Here is a 16,705-nt window from a genome sequence, read left to right on the forward strand (position 1 = left end):
GCAGTCGACGCTCCACGAGCAGCCCCTCCCTCTCGCGAAGGAATTCCGTCGCCGGAACAGCAGGAGCGCGAATTCCTGGGCCGTTCTCTGCGGAGGTCCGGGCGCAGTCGTTCGCGCTCGGGCCGACCATTGATCGACGACGGAGAAACGGCATTCCTGCTGGTCATCCGCGATTCCTGGGCCGGCGCGCGCACCGCGTCCGGGCCCGGCGGACTTCCGATGCGGGTCGGCCGTCCCTATCGTGGGCCCGTGAGCCCACTGAGTCGTCGCGTCCGCGAAGCCCGTGAGCGGGCCGGGCTCAGCCAGGGTGAGCTGGCACGGCGCGCCGGGGTGCACCCCACGTACATCTCGCACGTCGAGAGCGGGCGGCGCTCGCTGGGCGAGGACGCGCTCGCCCGGATCGCGCAGGTGCTCGACCTGCCGTTCGCGTTCCTGCGGGACGGTGAGGCGGCGCCCGGCTACCAGAGCGCCGACACGGCGATCGTCGAGGCCCGCCGGCTGACCCGCACGGGTGACCCGAGGGGCGCGGCCGAGGTGCTCGCCGGCGTCGACGTCTCCGGGCTCGACGTGGACGCCGCGGCCCGGGTCGGCCTCGCGCACGCCGAGGCGCTCGACCTGGCGGGCGAGCTCGAGGCCTCGATCGACGTGCTCGAACGGCTGTGCGCCCAGCTGCTCGACGCCCACCGCTACGACCGCGCCGCCTACGCGGCGATGCGCATCGTCATGGCGCTGACCGAGGCCGCCGACCTGCACCGTGCGGTGGCCCGTGGGGAGGACCTGCTCTCCCGGCTGCCCGCCGAGGCGACCGCCGGTGACGAGGTCGTGCGCCTGGAGTCGACGATCATCTGGGCGTACGTGGCCCGCGGTGACACGACGTACGCGCGCTACCGCGGCGGACAGCTGCTCGCGCGGGCCCGCGCGCACGGCACCCCCCGGGCGGTCTCCTCCGTGCACTGGAACCTCGCGTTCGTCGACGACGCCCTCGGCGAGCCCGGCTCGGCGCTGCTGCAGATCGAGTCGGCGATCGCGCTCGCGGGCGTCGACGAGGTCGACCGCGACCTTCCGCGGCTGCGTCTGGACCGGGCGGTCCTGCTCGTCTCGGTGGACCCGCCACGGCCCGTCGAGGCGCTCGCGGACCTGGACGCCGCCCAGACGGCGCTCGAGATCGGCGAGTCGCAGGTCGAGCTGGCCCGGGCCGCATCGGTGCGCTCGCGGGCCCTGCTGCTGCACGGCGACCCGGAGGCCGCGGTGCGGTACGCCGAGCAGGCGGTCGAGCTGCTGCGCGACGGGGTGCGTCGTGACGCCGCCTCCGCCCACGAGGTGCTCGGCGACGCGCTGCTCGCCCAGACCCTGAGCACCGAGGCCGTCAAGGAGTACCGGTCCGCGGCCGACCTGCTCGACATGATCGTCTCGGGACGTCCGGCGGCGACGCTGTGGCGCCGCATCGGCGACCGGTTGAGGCTGGCCGGTGACGACGACGCCCGGGTCGCCGAGGCCTACGGGCGGGCACTGGCCGCGGCGGGAATCCGGGGGGACATGCCGCCACGTCCGAGGCGAACGGGTCTGGAGATTCATCCGGACAGGTGACGTTCCCGGGCTGTCTATGGCGCAGTCGTGTGCGTCATTGCATCCACGACATCGGGTAGGGACCATGCGATGTGTGCCGGAAAGTCCGGTACGCCCATCGAAAGGTACCTCTCGTGAAGAAGCTCAGCATCGCCCTCGTCCTGTCCCTCGCCGCGCTCACCGGTGTCGTCGGCACCACGGCGTCCTCCGCCCAGCCGGCCGTGGCCTCGCCGTGCTGCAAGAACGTCATCACCATCGCCGTCCGCTGACGCGGGGGGCTGTCCCGTCGCCGCGCCTGCACGAGCAGGGTGCGGCGGCGCGTGCGGCCCTCCGCCCGTCGGGCCCCCGGGCGCGTCCCGGCAGCTCCCGTGGCACGGTGGCGGGATGAACAGCGCCGACATGACGCGGGTCGCCCGGCGGGTCAACGACCACCCGACCACGGGTGCGCTCGCCCGCCTGGGCTACGTCGCCAGCGGCGTGCTGCACCTCATGCTCGCCCTGGTCGTGGTGCAGGTCGCCTGGTTCGGGTCGGTCACCAGTGCCGACCAGTCGGGTGCCCTGGGCGCGCTCGCGTCCAGCCCCGGCGGCCGGGCTGCGCTGTGGGTCGTCGCCGTCGGGTTCGCCGGGCTCGCCGTGTGGCAGGTCAGTGAGGCCGTCGGCACCGGTGGCGGCGCGGGTGCGCGCGTGAAGGCCGCGTCCAAGGCGGTGCTGTACGCCGCGCTGGCGTGGACCTCGGTGCAGTTCGCCCAGGGCGCGCCCCGCTCGAGCGGCGAGCAGAGCCGGGACTTCACGGCCGAGCTGATGAGCCACCAGGGCGGCAGGTTCGCCGTGGCGGGCGTCGGTGCGGTCGTCCTCGGGGTGGCCGCGTACCACGTGCACAAAGGGTGGACCCGGGGGTTCCTGCGCGACCTGCGCGAGCACCCGGGGCGGTTCGTCGTCGCCCCAGGACGCCTGGGGTACGTCGCCAAGGGCGTGGCCCTCGGGGTCGTCGGCGCCCTGTTCGTCGCCGCGGCCTGGCACGCGCGCCCGGACGAGGCCGGTGGCCTGGACGCGGCCCTGCGGACCCTCGGCGACCAGCCGTTCGGGACCGCGCTGCTGACCGTCGTCGCGGCGGGGTTCGTCGCGTACGCGGTCTACTCCTTCGGCCGCGCACGGTACGCCCGGACCTGATCCCGCTCAGCCCTCCGTCGTGCCGACCCGTACGAGCAGCGCGCCCGGGCGCACGCGGCACACCATCTGGCGATGCTCACCCACCGGGTCGCCGTCGAGCTGCGTCGCCGTCGGCTCCCCGGCGGCCACCCGGACCGTGGTGCCCTGCAGGCGCGCCAGATCGGCGTGACCCCGGCCGGACGTGATGATCGTGACGATCGTGCGGACCCAGCCGGCCAGGCCGCGCGGGGCGATGACCGCCACGTCGAGCAGGCCGTCGTCGAGGCGGGCGTCCGGCATGAGCTCGATCCCACCCTGCAGCCGCCCGCTGTTGCCGACCACGACGGAGCGCACGGCCCGCCGGACGGTCGGACCGTCGTCGGTGCGCACATGCGCGGTGAACCCGCCGCCGATCGCGGCGCGCATCCCCGACACCAGGTAGGCCGGCCAGCCGACCGCACCCTTGAGCCGCTCGTCCGCGCGGTCCATCGTCTCGGCGTCCAGGCCCATCCCGGCCATCACGAGGAACACCTGCTCGTCGGTGGAGCCGTCGACCCGCAGCGTCCCGACGTCGATCCGTGCGGTGCGGCCGGTCAGTGCGACCGTCATGGCGTCCTCGAGGGAGTCCAGCGTGAGGTCGAGCGCACGGGCCAGCAGGTTGCCCGTTCCCGCGGGCAGCAGGCCGAGCGGCACGTCACCGCCGGCCAGCACCTCGGCGACCGCCCGCACCGTGCCGTCCCCGCCGAGCGCGCACACCAGGTCCGCGCCCTGAGCGAGCGCCTCCCGGGTCTGCCCGCCGCCCGGGTCCTCCTCGGTCGTCTCGACCCACAAGGGGCGGTCCCACCCGTGGGTCTCGGACACCTCCTCGAGGACCCGGCGGGTCGCCTCGGCGTCGTCGAGCTTGGACGGGTTCGCCACGACGGCGGCCCGGCTCATCGGGCACCCCCGGCAGCGGCGGCGTGCGAGCCGTCGGCGGCGGGCCGGTCCGTGGACCGAGGCGCGCGGCGCAGGTAGTTCCAGGCCAGCACCACGCACACCAGGCCGTTGAGGACACCGACCACGACATCGCTGACGTGGTGCATGCCCCGGTACAGGCGCGAGTACACGACGAGCGCCGGCACCACGAGCAGCACCACGGTCAGCGTCACCCGCAGCCAGGTGCGTTCGACGCGCTGGGCCATCAGCGCGAGCGTCACGTACAGCGCGGTCGACGCGCCGGAGTGCCCGCTCGGGAAGCTCGACGTCGGCGGGGCGTCGTCCAGCCGCTCCACGTCGGGGCGGTCCCTGCCGACGACGAGCGCCGCCAGCATGAACACCGCCGCCTGCGTGCCGATCGCGATCGCGGGCACGACCGCGTACCACCACTGCCGGGTGCGCCACCAGACGACCGCGACCACCACCACGCAGATCCCGATGACCGACTCGGTCGTCCCGAGGTCGCTCCACCAGAGCGTGAGGGTGTCGAGGGTGGCCGTGCGTCGCTCGACCAGCCAGTCGTTGACGGCCACCTCCCGCTCGCCGAGGCTCGCCCACGGTCCGGTGAGCAGGAACCCGAGCCCGACGACCACCGCCCACAGCGCGACGGCCGGCACGGCGACCCGGACCCCCAGGTCGCGCCACACCTCACGTCCGGAGGGGCGCGACGGGTCGTCGGCGTAGCGGTCGAGGTCGAGGGCCAGCGGTCCGAGCCGCAGCACGCCGGCGCTCATCGGGCCGCTCCCGCAGGGCTCTCGTGCGTCGGAGACCAGCCGCGGTAGCCCAGGTACGACGCGAGCACGAACCCGACGCCGAACACCGTCCCCGCGATCACGTCGGTCGGGTAGTGCACGCCCAGCAGCACCCGGTCGGCCGACGTGAGCAGCATGAGGACCACCGCCGAGACCACGGCGAGCACGCGCAGCCACATGCTGCGCAGCACCGGCCACACGAGCACGACCAGGGCCGTCGTCATCGCCGCGGTGTTGGCGGCGTGGCCTGACGGGAACGAGTACCCCGGCGCCTGCGCGACCGGCTCGTCGAGCACGGGGCGTGCCCGCCGGACCAGCTCCTTGGCCAGGTTGGACAGGCTCCAGGCCGCGAGCACCGTGCCCAGCGCCCACACGGTCCGCGTCGTGCGACGGGTGCGCCACCAGAACAGCGCGCACACGACGACGAACGGCACGAACAGCCGCGAGGCGGCGAACGCCCACTGCCAGCCGAGCAGCACCCGCACGAGCCCGGGGGAGGTCGCCGCGAAGGCCGTCGCCGCGGCCACGACCTGCTCGTCGAACGCGACCAGCGGGTGCCACTGCTCGCGCACCAGCACCGCCAGCAGCAGCACGACGAGCCCGACCGCGGCGGCCGCGACGGCGGCGCGCACCAGCCTGCGGCCTCGGCCCTCGGTCGCTCGCGCAGGCGCGGTGGAGTCCGAGGTGCTCGGGTCGGTGGTGCGGGGCATCGTCATGGTCTCCCGGGGAGTCGAGCGGCGGGGTCGTCCCGGACACGCTGCCACAGCCCGGCCGGACCGGCCCCTCGGGCTGCCCGAAAGCGCGGACGCGGGACGCGGGGCGCGGCTAGGGTCGCCGCATGGTCGTCCGCCCGCCCGTCACGCCCCCGGTCACCGACGAGGGGCTCGTGCGCGTGTTCACGGGCATCACCGCGAGCTTCTGCGGCGCTCTGCTGGTCGTCGGGGTCATCGGCGTCCTCTTCCTCGCCGTCGACCCCCAGGTCAGCGGACCCGGGCTCGTCATCGGCGTCGCGCTCGCCCTGGTCTCGTGGTTCGGGTCCGCCTGGGCCACGGGCGCCGTGCTCGCCTGGGCGTGCCGCACGGACGTGGCGGACCGCGACGTGCACGGTTCGGTGCGCACAGCCGCGTTCGTCGGCATCGCCGTCGCGGAGCTGCCCGCGCTCCTGGGGCTCGTCCTGCTGTTCGCGGTCGGCGACGGCTCGGAGGTCGGGCCGCTGCTCGTCGCGGTGCCGGTCGCGATCGCGGCGATCCTCGTGCACGCCTCGGGCCCGGCTGCCCTGCGCCGGCACCTGGCGCGGCTGCGCGGCTGACCTCCGGCGCGCTCTGCTTCTCTGCGACAGCCGTCGTCGCGCGGTGCCGAGCGCGAGTCAGCCGACGGAGAGCGGTTCGACGACCGAACCCTCGGCCGGGATGCCGGTCTCGCGGTCGTGGGGCGCGGGACCTCGCCGCGGCCACTCGCGGAAGCTGCGGAACAGCAGGGGGATGCCTCGGGCGACCGTGAGGTCCGGGCTGTCCATCGCCTGCACGTGCACGTGCGGCTGGGTCGAGTTGCCCGAGTTGCCGCACGCGGCGACCGGCTGACCGGCGGCCACCCGGTCGCCGACGGCGACGCGCAGCGAGCCGGCCCGCAGGTGGACCAGCGCCACGAACGCGCCGCTGTCGCGGTCCTCGACGATCAGGTGGTTGCCGGCGATGGCCGGGATCCCCCGCCGGAGCCGGGACGCCTGCCCCAGCGCGTACGGCACCAGCGCGAGCGGTGAGCGGCGGGCCTCGTGGTCGGTCTCGCCGTCGTGAGCCGTCACCACGACGCCGGAGGCGGGCGCCAGGATCGCCCGGCCGAAGGCGAGGAACCGTTCCGGCGGCTCGGTGGTCAGGAACGTCCGCCAGTCGCGGACGGGTGCGGTCCGGCCCCGGTCGTCCACCCCGACGAAGTCGATGGCGTACCGCTGGCCCAGCAGGTCGACGCCGTGGCTGGGCACCCGACGGGCCGGGCTGTTCTGCGTGACCCAGCGTCCGGTGAACGGCAGCGTCAGCGCGATCGGGTCCATGCGCCAGCAGTCTGCCTCGACGTGAGGTCCGATCACCACAACCCGGACGTTCGTCCCTAGGGCGGCCCGTCGCGAGGCACCACGATGCAAACGTGTGCACTGCAAACGTGTGCACGACACGCCTCGACTCTCGGCCCCTCGGACAAAGGACGTCCCATGGCTTCGACCGCACCGACCGCCCCCACCCGCCTGACGATCCACCCCGACCGTGCGCTGCCGCTCGACCCGCAGCAGCGCGAGGTGGCCCGCGAGATCTACGCCGAGACCGCGACGCTGCCGCTGATCTGCATGCACGGCCACGTCGAGGTCGAGGCGTTCGCGCAGAACCGCCCGTTCGCCGACCCGGCGCAGCTGCTCGTCGTTCCCGACCACTACGTGACCCGGATGATCGTGTCGCAGGGCGCGACGCCCGAGTCCCTGGGCATCCCGCGCGTCGACGGCGGCCCGGTCGAGACCGACTCCCGCGAGATCTTCCGACGGTTCTGCTCGTCCTGGAAGCTCTACCGCGGCACGCCCTCGCGGTACTGGCTCGAGCACGAGCTCGTGAACGTCTTCGGCGTCGACGTCGAGCCCGGCCCGGACACCGCCGACCTGGTGTTCGACCAGATCGCGGCACGCCTCGCCGCCCCCGACTTCCGGCCGCGCCAGCTGCTCGACCAGTTCCGGATCGAGCTCATCGCGACGACCGACGCCGCCACCAGCCGCCTCGAGCACCACGCGCTGCTGGCCGCCGACGGCCTCGGCGCCCGGGTCGTCCCGACGTTCCGCCCCGACGCGGTCGTGCACCTGGACCGTCCGACGTGGCGCGCCGACATCGCCGAGCTCGGCGCGGTCTCCGGCATCGACACCGGCTCGTACGCCGGGTACCTCGCGGCGCTCCGCGAGCGCCGGGCCGCCTTCGTCGCAGCCGGCGCGCTGGCCAGCGACCACGGTCACCTCAGCGCCGACACCACGCCCATGGACGCGAGCGCCGCCGCCGAGCTCTACGCGCAGGCGTTGCACGGCGAGCCCGGTTCGGTCACCGCGGCGCAGGTGCACGCGTTCGCCGCGCACATGCTCTTCCAGATGGCCGCGATGGCCTGCGAGGACGGGCTCGTCATGCAGATCCACCCCGGGGTGCTGCGCGACCACCACGACGGCGTCTTCGCCGCGCACGGGCAGGACAAGGGCTTCGACATCCCCGTCGCCACCGAGTACACCCGGGCGCTGCGCCCGCTGCTGCAGGCGTTCGGCACCGACCCGCGGTTCCGCGCGATCCTCTTCACCGTCGACGAGACCGTCTACAGCCGTGAGCTCGCCCCGCTCGCCGGCGCGTACCCCTCGCTGCGGCTCGGGGCGCCCTGGTGGTTCCTCGACTCGCCCGAGGGCATGCGCCGCTTCCGCGAGACCGCGACCGAGACCGCCGGCTTCTACAACACCTCCGGCTTCGTCGACGACACCCGTGCGTACGCCTCGATCCCGGCACGGCACGACCTGTCCCGCCGCGTCGACGCCGGGTTCCTCGCGCGCCTCGTGCTCGAGCACCGGCTGCGCCTCGACGAGGCGATCGAGACCGCCGTCGACCTGGCCTACCACCTGCCCAAGCTCGCCTACGCGCGCCGCTGAGCCGGCTCGCCGTCCCCGCACGACCCCACCCCGACACAAGGACAACGATGACCACCGCAACTGAGGCAACGTCGCCCAGCGCCCCCACGATGGCCGGACTGCAGGACAAGCTCCCCCTGCGCGCCAAGATCGCCTACGGCCTGGGCGACATGGGCAACGGGTTCATGTTCGACCTCGGGCAGGCCTACCTGCTCAAGTTCTACACGGACGTCGCCGGCATCCCGCCGGCCGCGGCCGCCGGCGTCTTCGTCTTCACCAAGCTGTTCGACGCGTTCATGGACCCGCTGGCCGGCATCATGGTCGACCGCCGCAAGGGCGGCGGCAAGCACGGCCGGTTCAAGCCCGTGATGATGTACTCCGCGATCGCCCTCGGCGTGCTCACGGTGTTCAGCTTCCTCACGCCGGGCGGCACCGACGGGGTCAACCTCGTCTACGCCTACGGCTCCTACATGGCCTGGGGCGTCCTGTACTCCTTCACGAACGTGCCCTACGGCTCGCTCTCGTCGGTGATGACGCAGAACTCCGAGCAGCGGGCCCAGCTCGCCTCGTTCCGCCAGGCCGGATCGGTCACCGCGCTGCTGGTCACCGGCATGGCGTTCATGCCGATCGTCGCCGCGTTCGGCTCCGACCGTGTCGGCTTCGCCGCCGCCGCGGGCGCCATGGCCGTCGTCGGCGTGCTCGGCTTCTACGCGACGTTCCGCGGCACCAAGGAGACCGTGCCCGTCGTCCGCAACACCGAGAAGGTCACGCTGCGCACCTTCGCCCGGACCGTCGGCCAGAACCGTGCGCTGCTCGTGCTCATCCTCATGACCGTGTTCTCGATCTCGGCCTACAACATCAAGCCGGCGATGATCGTCTACTTCACGGACTACAACCTGCACAACCAGGACCTGCTCGCCATCGTCAACTTCTTCGGCATCGGCTCCTCGATCATCGCGATCCTGGCGATCCCGTTCCTCGTCAAGAAGTTCAGCAAGAAGAGCGTCGCGATCTTCGGGTTCGGCCTGGCCGCCGTCGCCGACGGGCTCAACTTCGTGCTGCCGACGCACACCGTGACGTTCACGATCCTGTACAGCCTGTCGTTCGTCGGGATCGCGCTGCCCAACGGCATCACCTGGGCGCTCGTCTCCGACGCGATCGACTTCGGCCACTGGCGCTCAGGCGTGCGCCGCGAGGGCATCACGTACTCGATGTTCAACTTCTCCCGCAAGATCGCCCAGGCGGTCGCGGGCGGCGCCGCCGGGTTCGGCCTCTCGCTCATCGGCTACGTGCCCGACTTCACGTCCAAGCCCGGGATGGCCGACCAGGTCGACGGCATCCTGCTCGGCATCAAGGGCCTGCAGACCCTCTACCCGGCCATCGCGCTCGCCGTCGCCGGCGCGGTCCTGTTCTTCCTCTACCCCCTCACCGACCAGCGCATCACCGAGCTGGTCGTCGAGACCCGTGAGCGCGAGGCCGGCCTGGCCGTCGCCGACGAACCCGGAGCGACCTCATGACGACCGGACGTGCCCTGACCGCCGACCTGCTCGACCTCGACCGCTGCACGTTGCGGCTGGCCGCCGCCGACGAGGTCGTGGTGGCCATCCGCGACCTGCCCGCCGGCACCCGGCTGAGCACCCCCGAGGGCGTGCTGACCGTGGCGACCGACGTGCCCCGCGGCCACAAGCTCGCGGTGCGCGACGTGCCCGCCGGCGGCCAGGTGCACAAGTACGGCCAGTCGATCGGGCGGGCCACGGCCGACATCGCCGCGGGCGAGCACGTGCACGTGCAGAACCTCGGCATGGACTCCGGGGCCGACGCGCACGAGCTGGCCACCGTGCACACCACGCTGCCGGCACCCACCGGCCCGGTCCGCACGTTCCAGGGCTACCGCCGGGCCGACGGCAAGGTCGGCACGCGCAACTACGTCGGCATCCTCACCTCGGTGAACTGCTCGGCGTCGACCGCCCGGATGATCGCCGACCGGGTGACGCCGCTGCTCGCGCAGTACCCGCACGTGGACGGCGTCATGGCGCTGACCCACCAGAGCGGGTGCGGGATGATCCCGGCGTCCACCGGCGGCGGCGTGCTGCAGCGCACCCTGCACGGGTACGCGGCGCACCCGAACTTCGGCGGGCTCCTGGTGCTCGGCCTGGGCTGCGAGATGATCCAGGTCCAGTCGATCGTCGACACCCTGCCGGTGCTGTCCGACACCCTCGTCGAGAGCCTGGCCATCCAGGAGCAGGGCGGGATCCGGGCGACCGTCGAGGCCGGTGTCGCCGCCGTCGTCCGCATGCTGCCCCTGCTCGACGCCCGTCGCCGCGAGCCCGCACCGGTCTCCGAGCTCGTGCTCGGGCTCAACTGCGGCGGTTCGGACGGGTACTCGGGCATCACCGCGAACCCCGCCCTCGGTCACGCGTCCGACCTGCTGGTCGCGGCGGGCGGGATCTCGGTGCTGGGGGAGACCCCGGAGGTCTACGGCGCCGAGCACCTGCTGACCCGTCGTGCGGTCAGCGAGGACGTCGCCCGGGCGCTGCTCGAGCGCATCGACTGGTGGAAGACCTACGCCGAGGAGGGTGGCGGCAGCCTCGACAACAATCCCTCGCCAGGCAACAAGGCCGGCGGCCTGACGACCATCCTCGAGAAGTCGCTCGGCGCGGTCGCCAAGGCCGGGCACGCGGACCTGTCGGCCGTCTACCAGTACGCCGAGCCGATGACGACGCGCGGCATGGGGTTCATGGACACCCCCGGCTACGACCCCGTCTCCGTGACCGGCCTGGTCGCCGGCGGTGCCACGGTCGTGTGCTTCACCACCGGGCGCGGCTCGGTGCTCGGCACCCGCCCGGCCCCGACGCTCAAGCTCGCGACGAACACCGAGATGTACCAGCGCATGAGCGAGGACATGGACCTCAACTGCGGGCGCATCGTCGACGGCACCGCGAGCGTCGCGCAGGTCGGCGAGGAGATCTTCGAGCGGATCATCGCCGTCGCCTCGGGGGAGCGGACCGCGAGCGAGGAGCTCGGGCTCGGGCAGGACGAGTTCGTGCCGTGGCAGTTCGGGACGGTCACGTGAGCACCACCCCTGACGTGCGCCCCGCCGACCCGTCCGTGACCGACCTCCCGGAGTCCCCCATGCAGCAGCTCGACGCCACCACCGTGGCCCGCACGCCCCGACCGATCACCGTCCTGCAGTTCGGCGGCGGCAACTTCCTGCGCGGCTTCGTCGACTGGATGGTCCAGGTCGCCAACGACGCAGGCGTCACCGACGCGGGTGTGGCCGTCGTGCACGCCACCGCCCAGCCCGACCCGGCGTTCGACCTGCTGCGCGAGCAGGACGGGCTCTACCACGTCGTCCTCGAGGGTGTCCGCGACGGGCAGCCCGTCCGTGAGGTCACGCGCGTCGACTGCGTGCAGGCCGTCGTCGCCGCGCACGGCGAGTTCGAGCGGTACCGCGAGCTCTACCTCGCCCCCGAGCTGCAGGTCGTCGTGTCCAACACGACCGAGGCCGGCATCGTCTACGTCGAGGGCGACGACCTGATGGCGACACCGCCCGTCTCGTTCCCCGCCAAGGTCACCGCGCTCCTGCACGACCGGTTCCGGCACTACGCCGGTGCGGCCGACAAGGGGCTCGCGATCGTGGCGTGCGAGCTCATCGAGGACAACGGGTCGACGCTGCGCGCGCACGTGCTGCGGCACGCCGAGGCGGCCGGCCTGGGTGCCGACTTCGTCGCCTGGGTGCAGGAGGCGTGCAGCTTCTACGACACCCTCGTCGACCGGATCGTGCCCGGCTTCCCGCGGGCCGACATCGACCGGATCCAGGCCGAGCTCGGGTTCGCCGACCGGCTCGTCGTGCAGGCCGAGTACTTCCACGTGTGGGCGATCGGCGGCGACGCGCGGATCCGTGCGCTGCTGCCGCTCGACCGGGCCGGGCTCGACGTGCGGTTCATGGACGACATCCGCCCGTTCCGTGCGCAGAAGGTCCGGGTGCTCAACGGCGCCCACACCGCCCTGAGCGCGCTCGGCCTGGAGTGCGGGTTCACGTCCGTGCGTGAGGCCTACGGCGATCCGGACCTGCGCGGCTACGTCGAGCGGCTCGTCGGCGAGGAGGTGCTCGGCACGATCGCCGGCGACCGTGCCGGCCTCGAGGCGTTCGCCGCGGGGATCCTCGAGCGCTTCACGAACCCGTACCTGCACCACCGGCTGGCCGACATCGCCCTCAACGCGGTCGCGAAGTGGCGGACCCGGAACCTGCCGGTCTACGTCGACCGCGTCCGTGCGGGGCAGCCGGCGCCGCTGACCGCCCTCTCGCTCGCCGCGGTCCTGCTGCTGCAGGCCGGTCAGGGCGGGGTCGAGGGCTTCGCGCCCGCGGACGACGCGGACACCCTGGAGTACCTGGCCGACACGTTCGACGCCGAGGCGCTCGAGGGCTGGGTGCGCGGCGCGGTCGCTCATCTCGACCTGGCCTCCGGGCTTGACCCGGAGCAGACCGAGGTGCTCGTGCAGGACGCCGCCGCCTGGGCGACGACCATCCGGACCTCCGGCGCGCGGGCGACCCTCCTCGCCGCGCTCGCCGGGGCACAGACGTCGGGCGCGCTGCGGTAGCCGACCCCCTGCGGGCCCGACGGCGCCCCGCACCGAGGGGAGACCTTCGGTGCGGGGTGTTCCTCCAGGCGTCGTCGCTCGCCCGTGCCGCACGAGCGACGGTGCGAGCAGGTTCAGCGGTTCGGGGGGACCCGGACCGCCGCCGTGCTCGCCCGGACCACGAGCTCCGTCGGCAACGGTGCGGGCTCGTCGTCCTCGCCGCCGCTGCCCGTCAGGTACGCGTGCACCCGGTCGACCGCGACGGCCCCGGCGCGCTCGAGCGGGATGTGCACCGTGGTCAGGGCAGGCGTGAGCAGTGCCGCCAGCGCGATGTCGTCGAACCCGACGATGCTCAACCGGTCGGGCACGACCACACCCAGGCGCGTGAGCCGACCCATGAGCCCGGCGGCCATCACGTCGTTGTAGACCACCACGGCGCTGACCCCCGCCAGCAGCGCGTCGTCGGCTGCGGCGGCCCCGCCCTCGACCGTCGGCTGGTAGCTGCCGATCACGACGCCCTCCATGCCCTCGGTCAGGGTCGAGCCGGTGAACGCCTGCAACCGGTCCTGCGCGGAGCGGCTCGTCGCCGTACCCGAGACGAACCCGACCCGCCGGTGCCCCAGCGCGCGCAGGTGCCGCACCGCCTGCTGGACGCCGCCGACGTTGTCGATCGTCACCGACGGCAGCAGGTCCGGGGAGGTGACCGGGGTCGTGCGGTTGACCAGGACCAGCGGGCGCAGCAGGGCCGCCTCCGCGAGCTCGGCGTCGGGCATCCGCGGTGAGCAGAGCACGAGCGCGTCGACGTTGCGGGCCAGCGTGCGCACGAGCGCGAGCTCGGCCGCCGGGTCCTCGCCGGAGTCGGCCAGCAGCACCGGGTAGCCGTGGTCGCGGGCACGGTGCTGCATGCCGCGCACGACGTCGGGGAAGAACGGGTTCGACAGGTCGGGGACCATGATCCCCAGTGCGCCCGTGCGCCCGGTCTTGAGGGAGCGGGCGGCGCTGCTCGGCTCGTAGCCCAGCTGCTCGGCGAGGGCCAGGACACGCTGCCGGGTCGCACCGTCGACCTTCTCGGGCCGCGTGAACGCCCGTGAGACGGTCGCGGCCGAGACCCCGGCCCTGGCCGCCACGTCCCGGATCGTCGCTGGCACCGCCTGGTCTCCCCGCTCGAGGCGCCCGGGCAGGACGCCCCGACGGCGTCCTCATCCTAGGTTGCTGCACACGTGTGCAGCGGGAGGCGCTGCCGCAGTCCGGCACCCGGGCCGAGAGGCCGCCCGACGCGCCGCAGGGCCGTTGGGCCGGGTGGACCCCGTCGGCCCGTCCCTACGCTGGTGCCCATGCCCTCCGCCCCGAGCCAGCCGCAGCCGTCCGCGTCCCCGGTCGAGGCCGTCGACCGGGCGCTGCTCGTGCTCGAGGCCCTCGCGCAGGCCGGTGCGAACGGCGTCGCGCTCGCCGACCTCAGTGCCGGGCTCGGGCTCAACAAGACGACCGTGCACCGCACCCTGGCCGCGCTGCGGCACCGCGACTTCGCCGTGCAGGCGGGCTCGGGCGCCTACCGGCTCGGACCGGCGGCGACCCGGCTCGCGGACGGGTACTTCGGCGAGGAGAACCTGCCGGTCCTGATGCACCCCGCCCTGGTCGCGCTGTGCGGCGCGGTCGACGAGCTCGTGCACCTGGGCGTGCTCGACGGGACGCGCGTGCTCTACCTCGACAAGGTCGAGCCCGAGCGGTCCGTGCGCGTCTGGTCGGCCGTCGGACGCCGCAGCGCCGCGGTCACCACGGCGCTCGGGCGCGCGATGCTCGCGTTCCGCGGCACCGACCGGGCGATGCTGACCGGCTACGTGGACGCCGCCGCGGCGGACAGGGTCGTCGACGCCGACCGCGTGTGGTCGACCCTCGAGGCGGCCCGTGCCCGCGGCTACGCGACCGAGGAGCAGGAGAACGAGGCCGGCATCAGCTGCGTCGCGGTGCCGCTGCTGCGCTCGGGGTCGGCCGTCGCCGCCGTGAGCATCGCCGCACCCGCCGAGCGCATGACGGGCGAACGCGTAGCGTGGCTGCACGACCAGATGCGGCGGGTGCTGCCTGCCCTTCTGCCGGCCGGGCTCGCCCTGGTGCCCGACCCGTCCTGACCGCAGGGGGTTCCCGATGCGCTACAGCACGACGATCCTGGCCACCGGCGGGACGACGACCGGCATCCCCGTGCCCGAGGAGGTGCTGACCGCGCTCGGCGCAGGCGGCCGGCCGAAGGTCGTCGTCACGATCGGCACCTTCGTCTACCGGACGAGCGTGGGGCACCGCGGGGGTCTGGCCCTGCTCCCGTTGAGCGCCGAGCGTCGGGCCGCGTCCGGGCTGGCCGCGGGCGACGACATCGAGGTGGAGCTCGAGCTCGACGGTCCGATCTAGGTCCCGAGGTCGGCTGCGGCCGACGTGCGCCGTTCAGCTCGTCGGGGCCAGCACGAGGCGGACGTCGCCGCTCCCGTGCGGGTCGAGGACGAGCACGCCGTCGTCGCCCACGGGTGTCGGTGCCATCAGGCTGCTGGCCTCGCTGCGCACCGTGCGGAGCCGTCGGCCCGTCCCGGCCTCGTACATCACGACGGTGGTCGTGCGGGCGTCGCGCGGTGCGAACCACTCGTGCAGGAGCAACGGGTGGTTGTAGGTCTCGACGACGACGACCTCGCCGAACGCGTGGACCGAGCGCACGTCGGAGGCGCGGACGCGCGCGTGCCAGATCTCGGTGCCCGTCGCCGGGTCCCGGACGGTGAGCGCTTCGGTGTCCACGTCCACCCGCACCCCGGCGCCGAGCACGGTGAGGCCGTCGCCGTCGCCGGACGGGTGGGTGCCGGACACGACGTAGTCGTCCGGACCCACGGCGGTCGTGCCGTCGCGCAGGTCGACGACGAGGGTCGGTCCGTCCGCGGTGGCGTCGGTCCAGAACACGTCACCCTCTCTCCACCCGCCGAGCCGCATCGCGTCGTCGATCGTGTCGTCCATCGCGCAGTCCACCTCCGTCCGCCAGAGGGACTCTCCGGCGCGGAACAGCTCGAGAGGGCAGGTGCCGGAGCCGGGTGTGAGCACGAGCAGGGCGTCGCCGAGCAGCCACGGGCGCACCCCGGCAGCGACCTCGAGGACGACGTCCCCCGTGGCCGCGTCGCGGATCTGGGACCCGCTGCCAGCTGCGACGGACGTGGCGAAGGCGGCCGGGAGCGCCGGCTCGACGGTGGTGTCGGCCCGTGCGTCGTCCGGTAGGACCGCGTCACCGGCGGTCGCGTCGACGGTCCACGTCGTGCGGCCGTCCAGGGTGTCGATGCCGGTCCAGGTGCACTGCTGCGGGCCCGACGCTGCGTCGGCGCACTCGCGCATGACGACCGTGTGCCCGCTCGAGGCGACCACCCATGCGCCGGGGTCGTCGGGGAGCCGCCAGTCGATCGTCCCGGCCGGTCCGAGCCCGAACCAGCCGTTCTCGGCGTCGATCACGAGGCGGTCGCCGGCGACGGGCCAGATCCGCACGACTCGACCGATGTCGGACGGCGCCCACCAGGCGGTCTCGGCCTCTCGCGTCAACGCGCGGACCCGGGAACCCAGCGACACGCGCAGGAGGTCGTCGTCCGAGGGCAGCGACGTGGCCCCGGTCAGGTCGTCGTCGGCGTCCGTGCCGGCGTACCCGTAGGCGAGCTGGACGGCGGCCCAGGGGCCCACGATCCCGAGGAGCAACGCCAGCGGTGGCAGCATCCCGACCGCCACCCGCGGGTGCAGACGTGGTCCTTGCGGCAGGGCGACAGCGACGAACGCGAGCCCCCCGAGGTAGACCCAGCTCATTCCCGACCGCCACCCGACGAGGAGGACGAGCGCACCGACGGCGACCAGCACCCAGCGGCCCGCGTGAGCGGTGGGGTGCCGACGAGGCCCGCCCGTGCGCTCCGGGAGTCCGATGCGGTGGGGCGGCGGAGCCTCGTCTGCGGTGACGGGCCGTTCCCCGAACGGGCTCTCCTGGTCGTCCATGGTCTCCCTCGCGTGGCCGGCCCGGCATGGTGGCAGGACGCCCGCGCCTCTCGCC

The 16,705-nt window shown here is 73.7% G+C and carries 16 protein-coding genes; 10 read left to right on the forward strand and 6 right to left on the reverse strand.

The window, feature by feature from the left end; translation table 11 throughout:
* Positions 1–249 precede the first annotated feature (249 nt).
* From BKA22_RS11885 to BKA22_RS11890, 3 genes are all read left to right on the forward strand, one after another.
* The gene (locus BKA22_RS11885) at positions 250–1,587 is read left to right on the forward strand and encodes a helix-turn-helix domain-containing protein (RefSeq protein ID WP_146954206.1); all 1,338 of its coding nucleotides are present in this window, start codon (positions 250–252) and stop codon (positions 1,585–1,587) included.
* Between the two features lie 113 nt (positions 1,588–1,700).
* The gene (locus BKA22_RS19860; protein ID WP_257024099.1) at positions 1,701–1,835 is read left to right on the forward strand and encodes a hypothetical protein; all 135 of its coding nucleotides are present in this window, start codon (positions 1,701–1,703) and stop codon (positions 1,833–1,835) included.
* Positions 1,836–1,950: 115 nt separating this feature from the next.
* Entirely contained in the window at positions 1,951–2,736 is a 786-nt protein-coding gene (locus tag BKA22_RS11890; RefSeq protein ID WP_146954207.1) for a DUF1206 domain-containing protein, read from the forward strand.
* A 6-nt stretch (positions 2,737–2,742) separates the two neighbouring features.
* Here BKA22_RS11890 and BKA22_RS11895 read toward each other — a convergent pair whose 3' ends face one another.
* Genes BKA22_RS11895 through BKA22_RS11905 form a run of 3 tightly spaced genes read right to left on the reverse strand, consistent with a single transcriptional unit; the run spans position 2,743 to position 5,152 of the window.
* Positions 2,743–3,651 carry a diacylglycerol/lipid kinase family protein gene (locus BKA22_RS11895; protein ID WP_146954208.1) on the reverse strand — a complete coding sequence of 303 codons (909 nt, stop codon included), beginning with the start codon at positions 3,649–3,651 and terminating at the stop codon, positions 2,743–2,745.
* Positions 3,648–4,424, reverse strand: a complete 777-nt coding sequence (locus BKA22_RS11900; RefSeq protein ID WP_146954209.1) for a phosphatase PAP2 family protein — start codon at positions 4,422–4,424, stop codon at positions 3,648–3,650. Before BKA22_RS11900 ends, BKA22_RS11895 begins: the two co-directional genes overlap by 4 nt.
* Positions 4,421–5,152 carry a phosphatase PAP2 family protein gene (locus BKA22_RS11905; protein ID WP_179561759.1) on the reverse strand — a complete coding sequence of 244 codons (732 nt, stop codon included), beginning with the start codon at positions 5,150–5,152 and terminating at the stop codon, positions 4,421–4,423. The genes BKA22_RS11900 and BKA22_RS11905 overlap by 4 nt, the downstream gene beginning before the upstream one ends.
* 128 nt (positions 5,153–5,280) lie before the next feature.
* Between BKA22_RS11905 and BKA22_RS11910 the strand changes: the two genes are divergently transcribed.
* Positions 5,281–5,751 carry an ATP synthase subunit C-like protein gene (locus tag BKA22_RS11910; RefSeq protein WP_146954211.1) on the forward strand — a complete coding sequence of 157 codons (471 nt, stop codon included), beginning with the start codon at positions 5,281–5,283 and terminating at the stop codon, positions 5,749–5,751.
* Positions 5,752–5,808: 57 nt separating this feature from the next.
* Here BKA22_RS11910 and BKA22_RS11915 read toward each other — a convergent pair whose 3' ends face one another.
* Positions 5,809–6,489, reverse strand: coding sequence for a M23 family metallopeptidase (locus tag BKA22_RS11915; protein WP_146954212.1), 681 nt, complete (start codon positions 6,487–6,489; stop codon positions 5,809–5,811).
* Positions 6,490–6,645: 156 nt separating this feature from the next.
* Here BKA22_RS11915 and uxaC point away from each other — a divergent pair, with 156 nt between their 5' ends.
* From uxaC to BKA22_RS11935, 4 genes are read left to right on the forward strand one after another with little or no spacing between them, the layout of a single operon-like run.
* Complete coding sequence (gene uxaC, locus BKA22_RS11920) at positions 6,646–8,094, forward strand: glucuronate isomerase (RefSeq protein WP_146954213.1); 1,449 nt, start codon at positions 6,646–6,648, stop codon at positions 8,092–8,094.
* Between the two features lie 47 nt (positions 8,095–8,141).
* Positions 8,142–9,590 (forward strand): glycoside-pentoside-hexuronide (GPH):cation symporter, encoded by a 1,449-nt coding sequence (locus BKA22_RS11925; RefSeq protein WP_179561760.1) that lies wholly within the window; start codon positions 8,142–8,144, stop codon positions 9,588–9,590.
* Complete coding sequence (locus tag BKA22_RS11930; RefSeq protein ID WP_146954214.1) at positions 9,587–11,146, forward strand: UxaA family hydrolase; 1,560 nt, start codon at positions 9,587–9,589, stop codon at positions 11,144–11,146. The genes BKA22_RS11925 and BKA22_RS11930 overlap by 4 nt, the downstream gene beginning before the upstream one ends.
* On the forward strand, positions 11,143–12,675 hold the full coding sequence (locus tag BKA22_RS11935; protein WP_146954215.1) for a tagaturonate reductase: 1,533 nt from the start codon (positions 11,143–11,145) through the stop codon (positions 12,673–12,675). Before BKA22_RS11930 ends, BKA22_RS11935 begins: the two co-directional genes overlap by 4 nt.
* 113 nt (positions 12,676–12,788) lie before the next feature.
* Here the strand turns inward: BKA22_RS11935 and BKA22_RS11940 are convergent, their stop codons facing one another.
* Positions 12,789–13,781 (reverse strand): LacI family DNA-binding transcriptional regulator, encoded by a 993-nt coding sequence (locus BKA22_RS11940; RefSeq protein ID WP_146954216.1) that lies wholly within the window; start codon positions 13,779–13,781, stop codon positions 12,789–12,791.
* A 207-nt stretch (positions 13,782–13,988) separates the two neighbouring features.
* Here BKA22_RS11940 and BKA22_RS11945 point away from each other — a divergent pair, with 207 nt between their 5' ends.
* A complete protein-coding gene (locus BKA22_RS11945; RefSeq protein ID WP_146954217.1) occupies positions 13,989–14,780 on the forward strand; it encodes an IclR family transcriptional regulator in 792 nt (263 codons plus the stop codon).
* A 16-nt stretch (positions 14,781–14,796) separates the two neighbouring features.
* Positions 14,797–15,054 carry a DUF1905 domain-containing protein gene (locus BKA22_RS11950; RefSeq protein WP_146954218.1) on the forward strand — a complete coding sequence of 86 codons (258 nt, stop codon included), beginning with the start codon at positions 14,797–14,799 and terminating at the stop codon, positions 15,052–15,054.
* A gap of 33 nt (positions 15,055–15,087) precedes the next feature.
* Here BKA22_RS11950 and BKA22_RS11955 read toward each other — a convergent pair whose 3' ends face one another.
* Positions 15,088–16,650 carry a hypothetical protein gene (locus BKA22_RS11955; RefSeq protein WP_146954219.1) on the reverse strand — a complete coding sequence of 521 codons (1,563 nt, stop codon included), beginning with the start codon at positions 16,648–16,650 and terminating at the stop codon, positions 15,088–15,090.
* Positions 16,651–16,705: the final 55 nt, after the last annotated feature.

Source organism: Cellulomonas soli, from assembly GCF_013409305.1.
Taxonomy (GTDB): Bacteria; Actinomycetota; Actinomycetes; order Actinomycetales; family Cellulomonadaceae; genus Cellulomonas; species Cellulomonas soli.

Coding starts and splice junctions, on each gene's coding strand:
- BKA22_RS11945 (WP_146954217.1), top strand. CDS start 13,989: ATGCCCTCCGCCCCGAGCCAGCCGCAGCCGTCCGCGTCCCCGGTCGAG.
- BKA22_RS11930 (WP_146954214.1), top strand. CDS start 9,587: ATGACGACCGGACGTGCCCTGACCGCCGACCTGCTCGACCTCGACCGC.
- BKA22_RS11950 (WP_146954218.1), top strand. CDS start 14,797: ATGCGCTACAGCACGACGATCCTGGCCACCGGCGGGACGACGACCGGC.
- BKA22_RS11890 (WP_146954207.1), top strand. CDS start 1,951: ATGAACAGCGCCGACATGACGCGGGTCGCCCGGCGGGTCAACGACCAC.
- uxaC (WP_146954213.1), top strand. CDS start 6,646: ATGGCTTCGACCGCACCGACCGCCCCCACCCGCCTGACGATCCACCCC.
- BKA22_RS11910 (WP_146954211.1), top strand. CDS start 5,281: ATGGTCGTCCGCCCGCCCGTCACGCCCCCGGTCACCGACGAGGGGCTC.
- BKA22_RS11900 (WP_146954209.1), bottom strand. CDS start 4,424: ATGAGCGCCGGCGTGCTGCGGCTCGGACCGCTGGCCCTCGACCTCGAC.
- BKA22_RS11925 (WP_179561760.1), top strand. CDS start 8,142: ATGACCACCGCAACTGAGGCAACGTCGCCCAGCGCCCCCACGATGGCC.
- BKA22_RS11955 (WP_146954219.1), bottom strand. CDS start 16,650: ATGGACGACCAGGAGAGCCCGTTCGGGGAACGGCCCGTCACCGCAGAC.
- BKA22_RS11915 (WP_146954212.1), bottom strand. CDS start 6,489: ATGGACCCGATCGCGCTGACGCTGCCGTTCACCGGACGCTGGGTCACG.
- BKA22_RS11905 (WP_179561759.1), bottom strand. CDS start 5,152: ATGCCCCGCACCACCGACCCGAGCACCTCGGACTCCACCGCGCCTGCG.
- BKA22_RS11895 (WP_146954208.1), bottom strand. CDS start 3,651: ATGAGCCGGGCCGCCGTCGTGGCGAACCCGTCCAAGCTCGACGACGCC.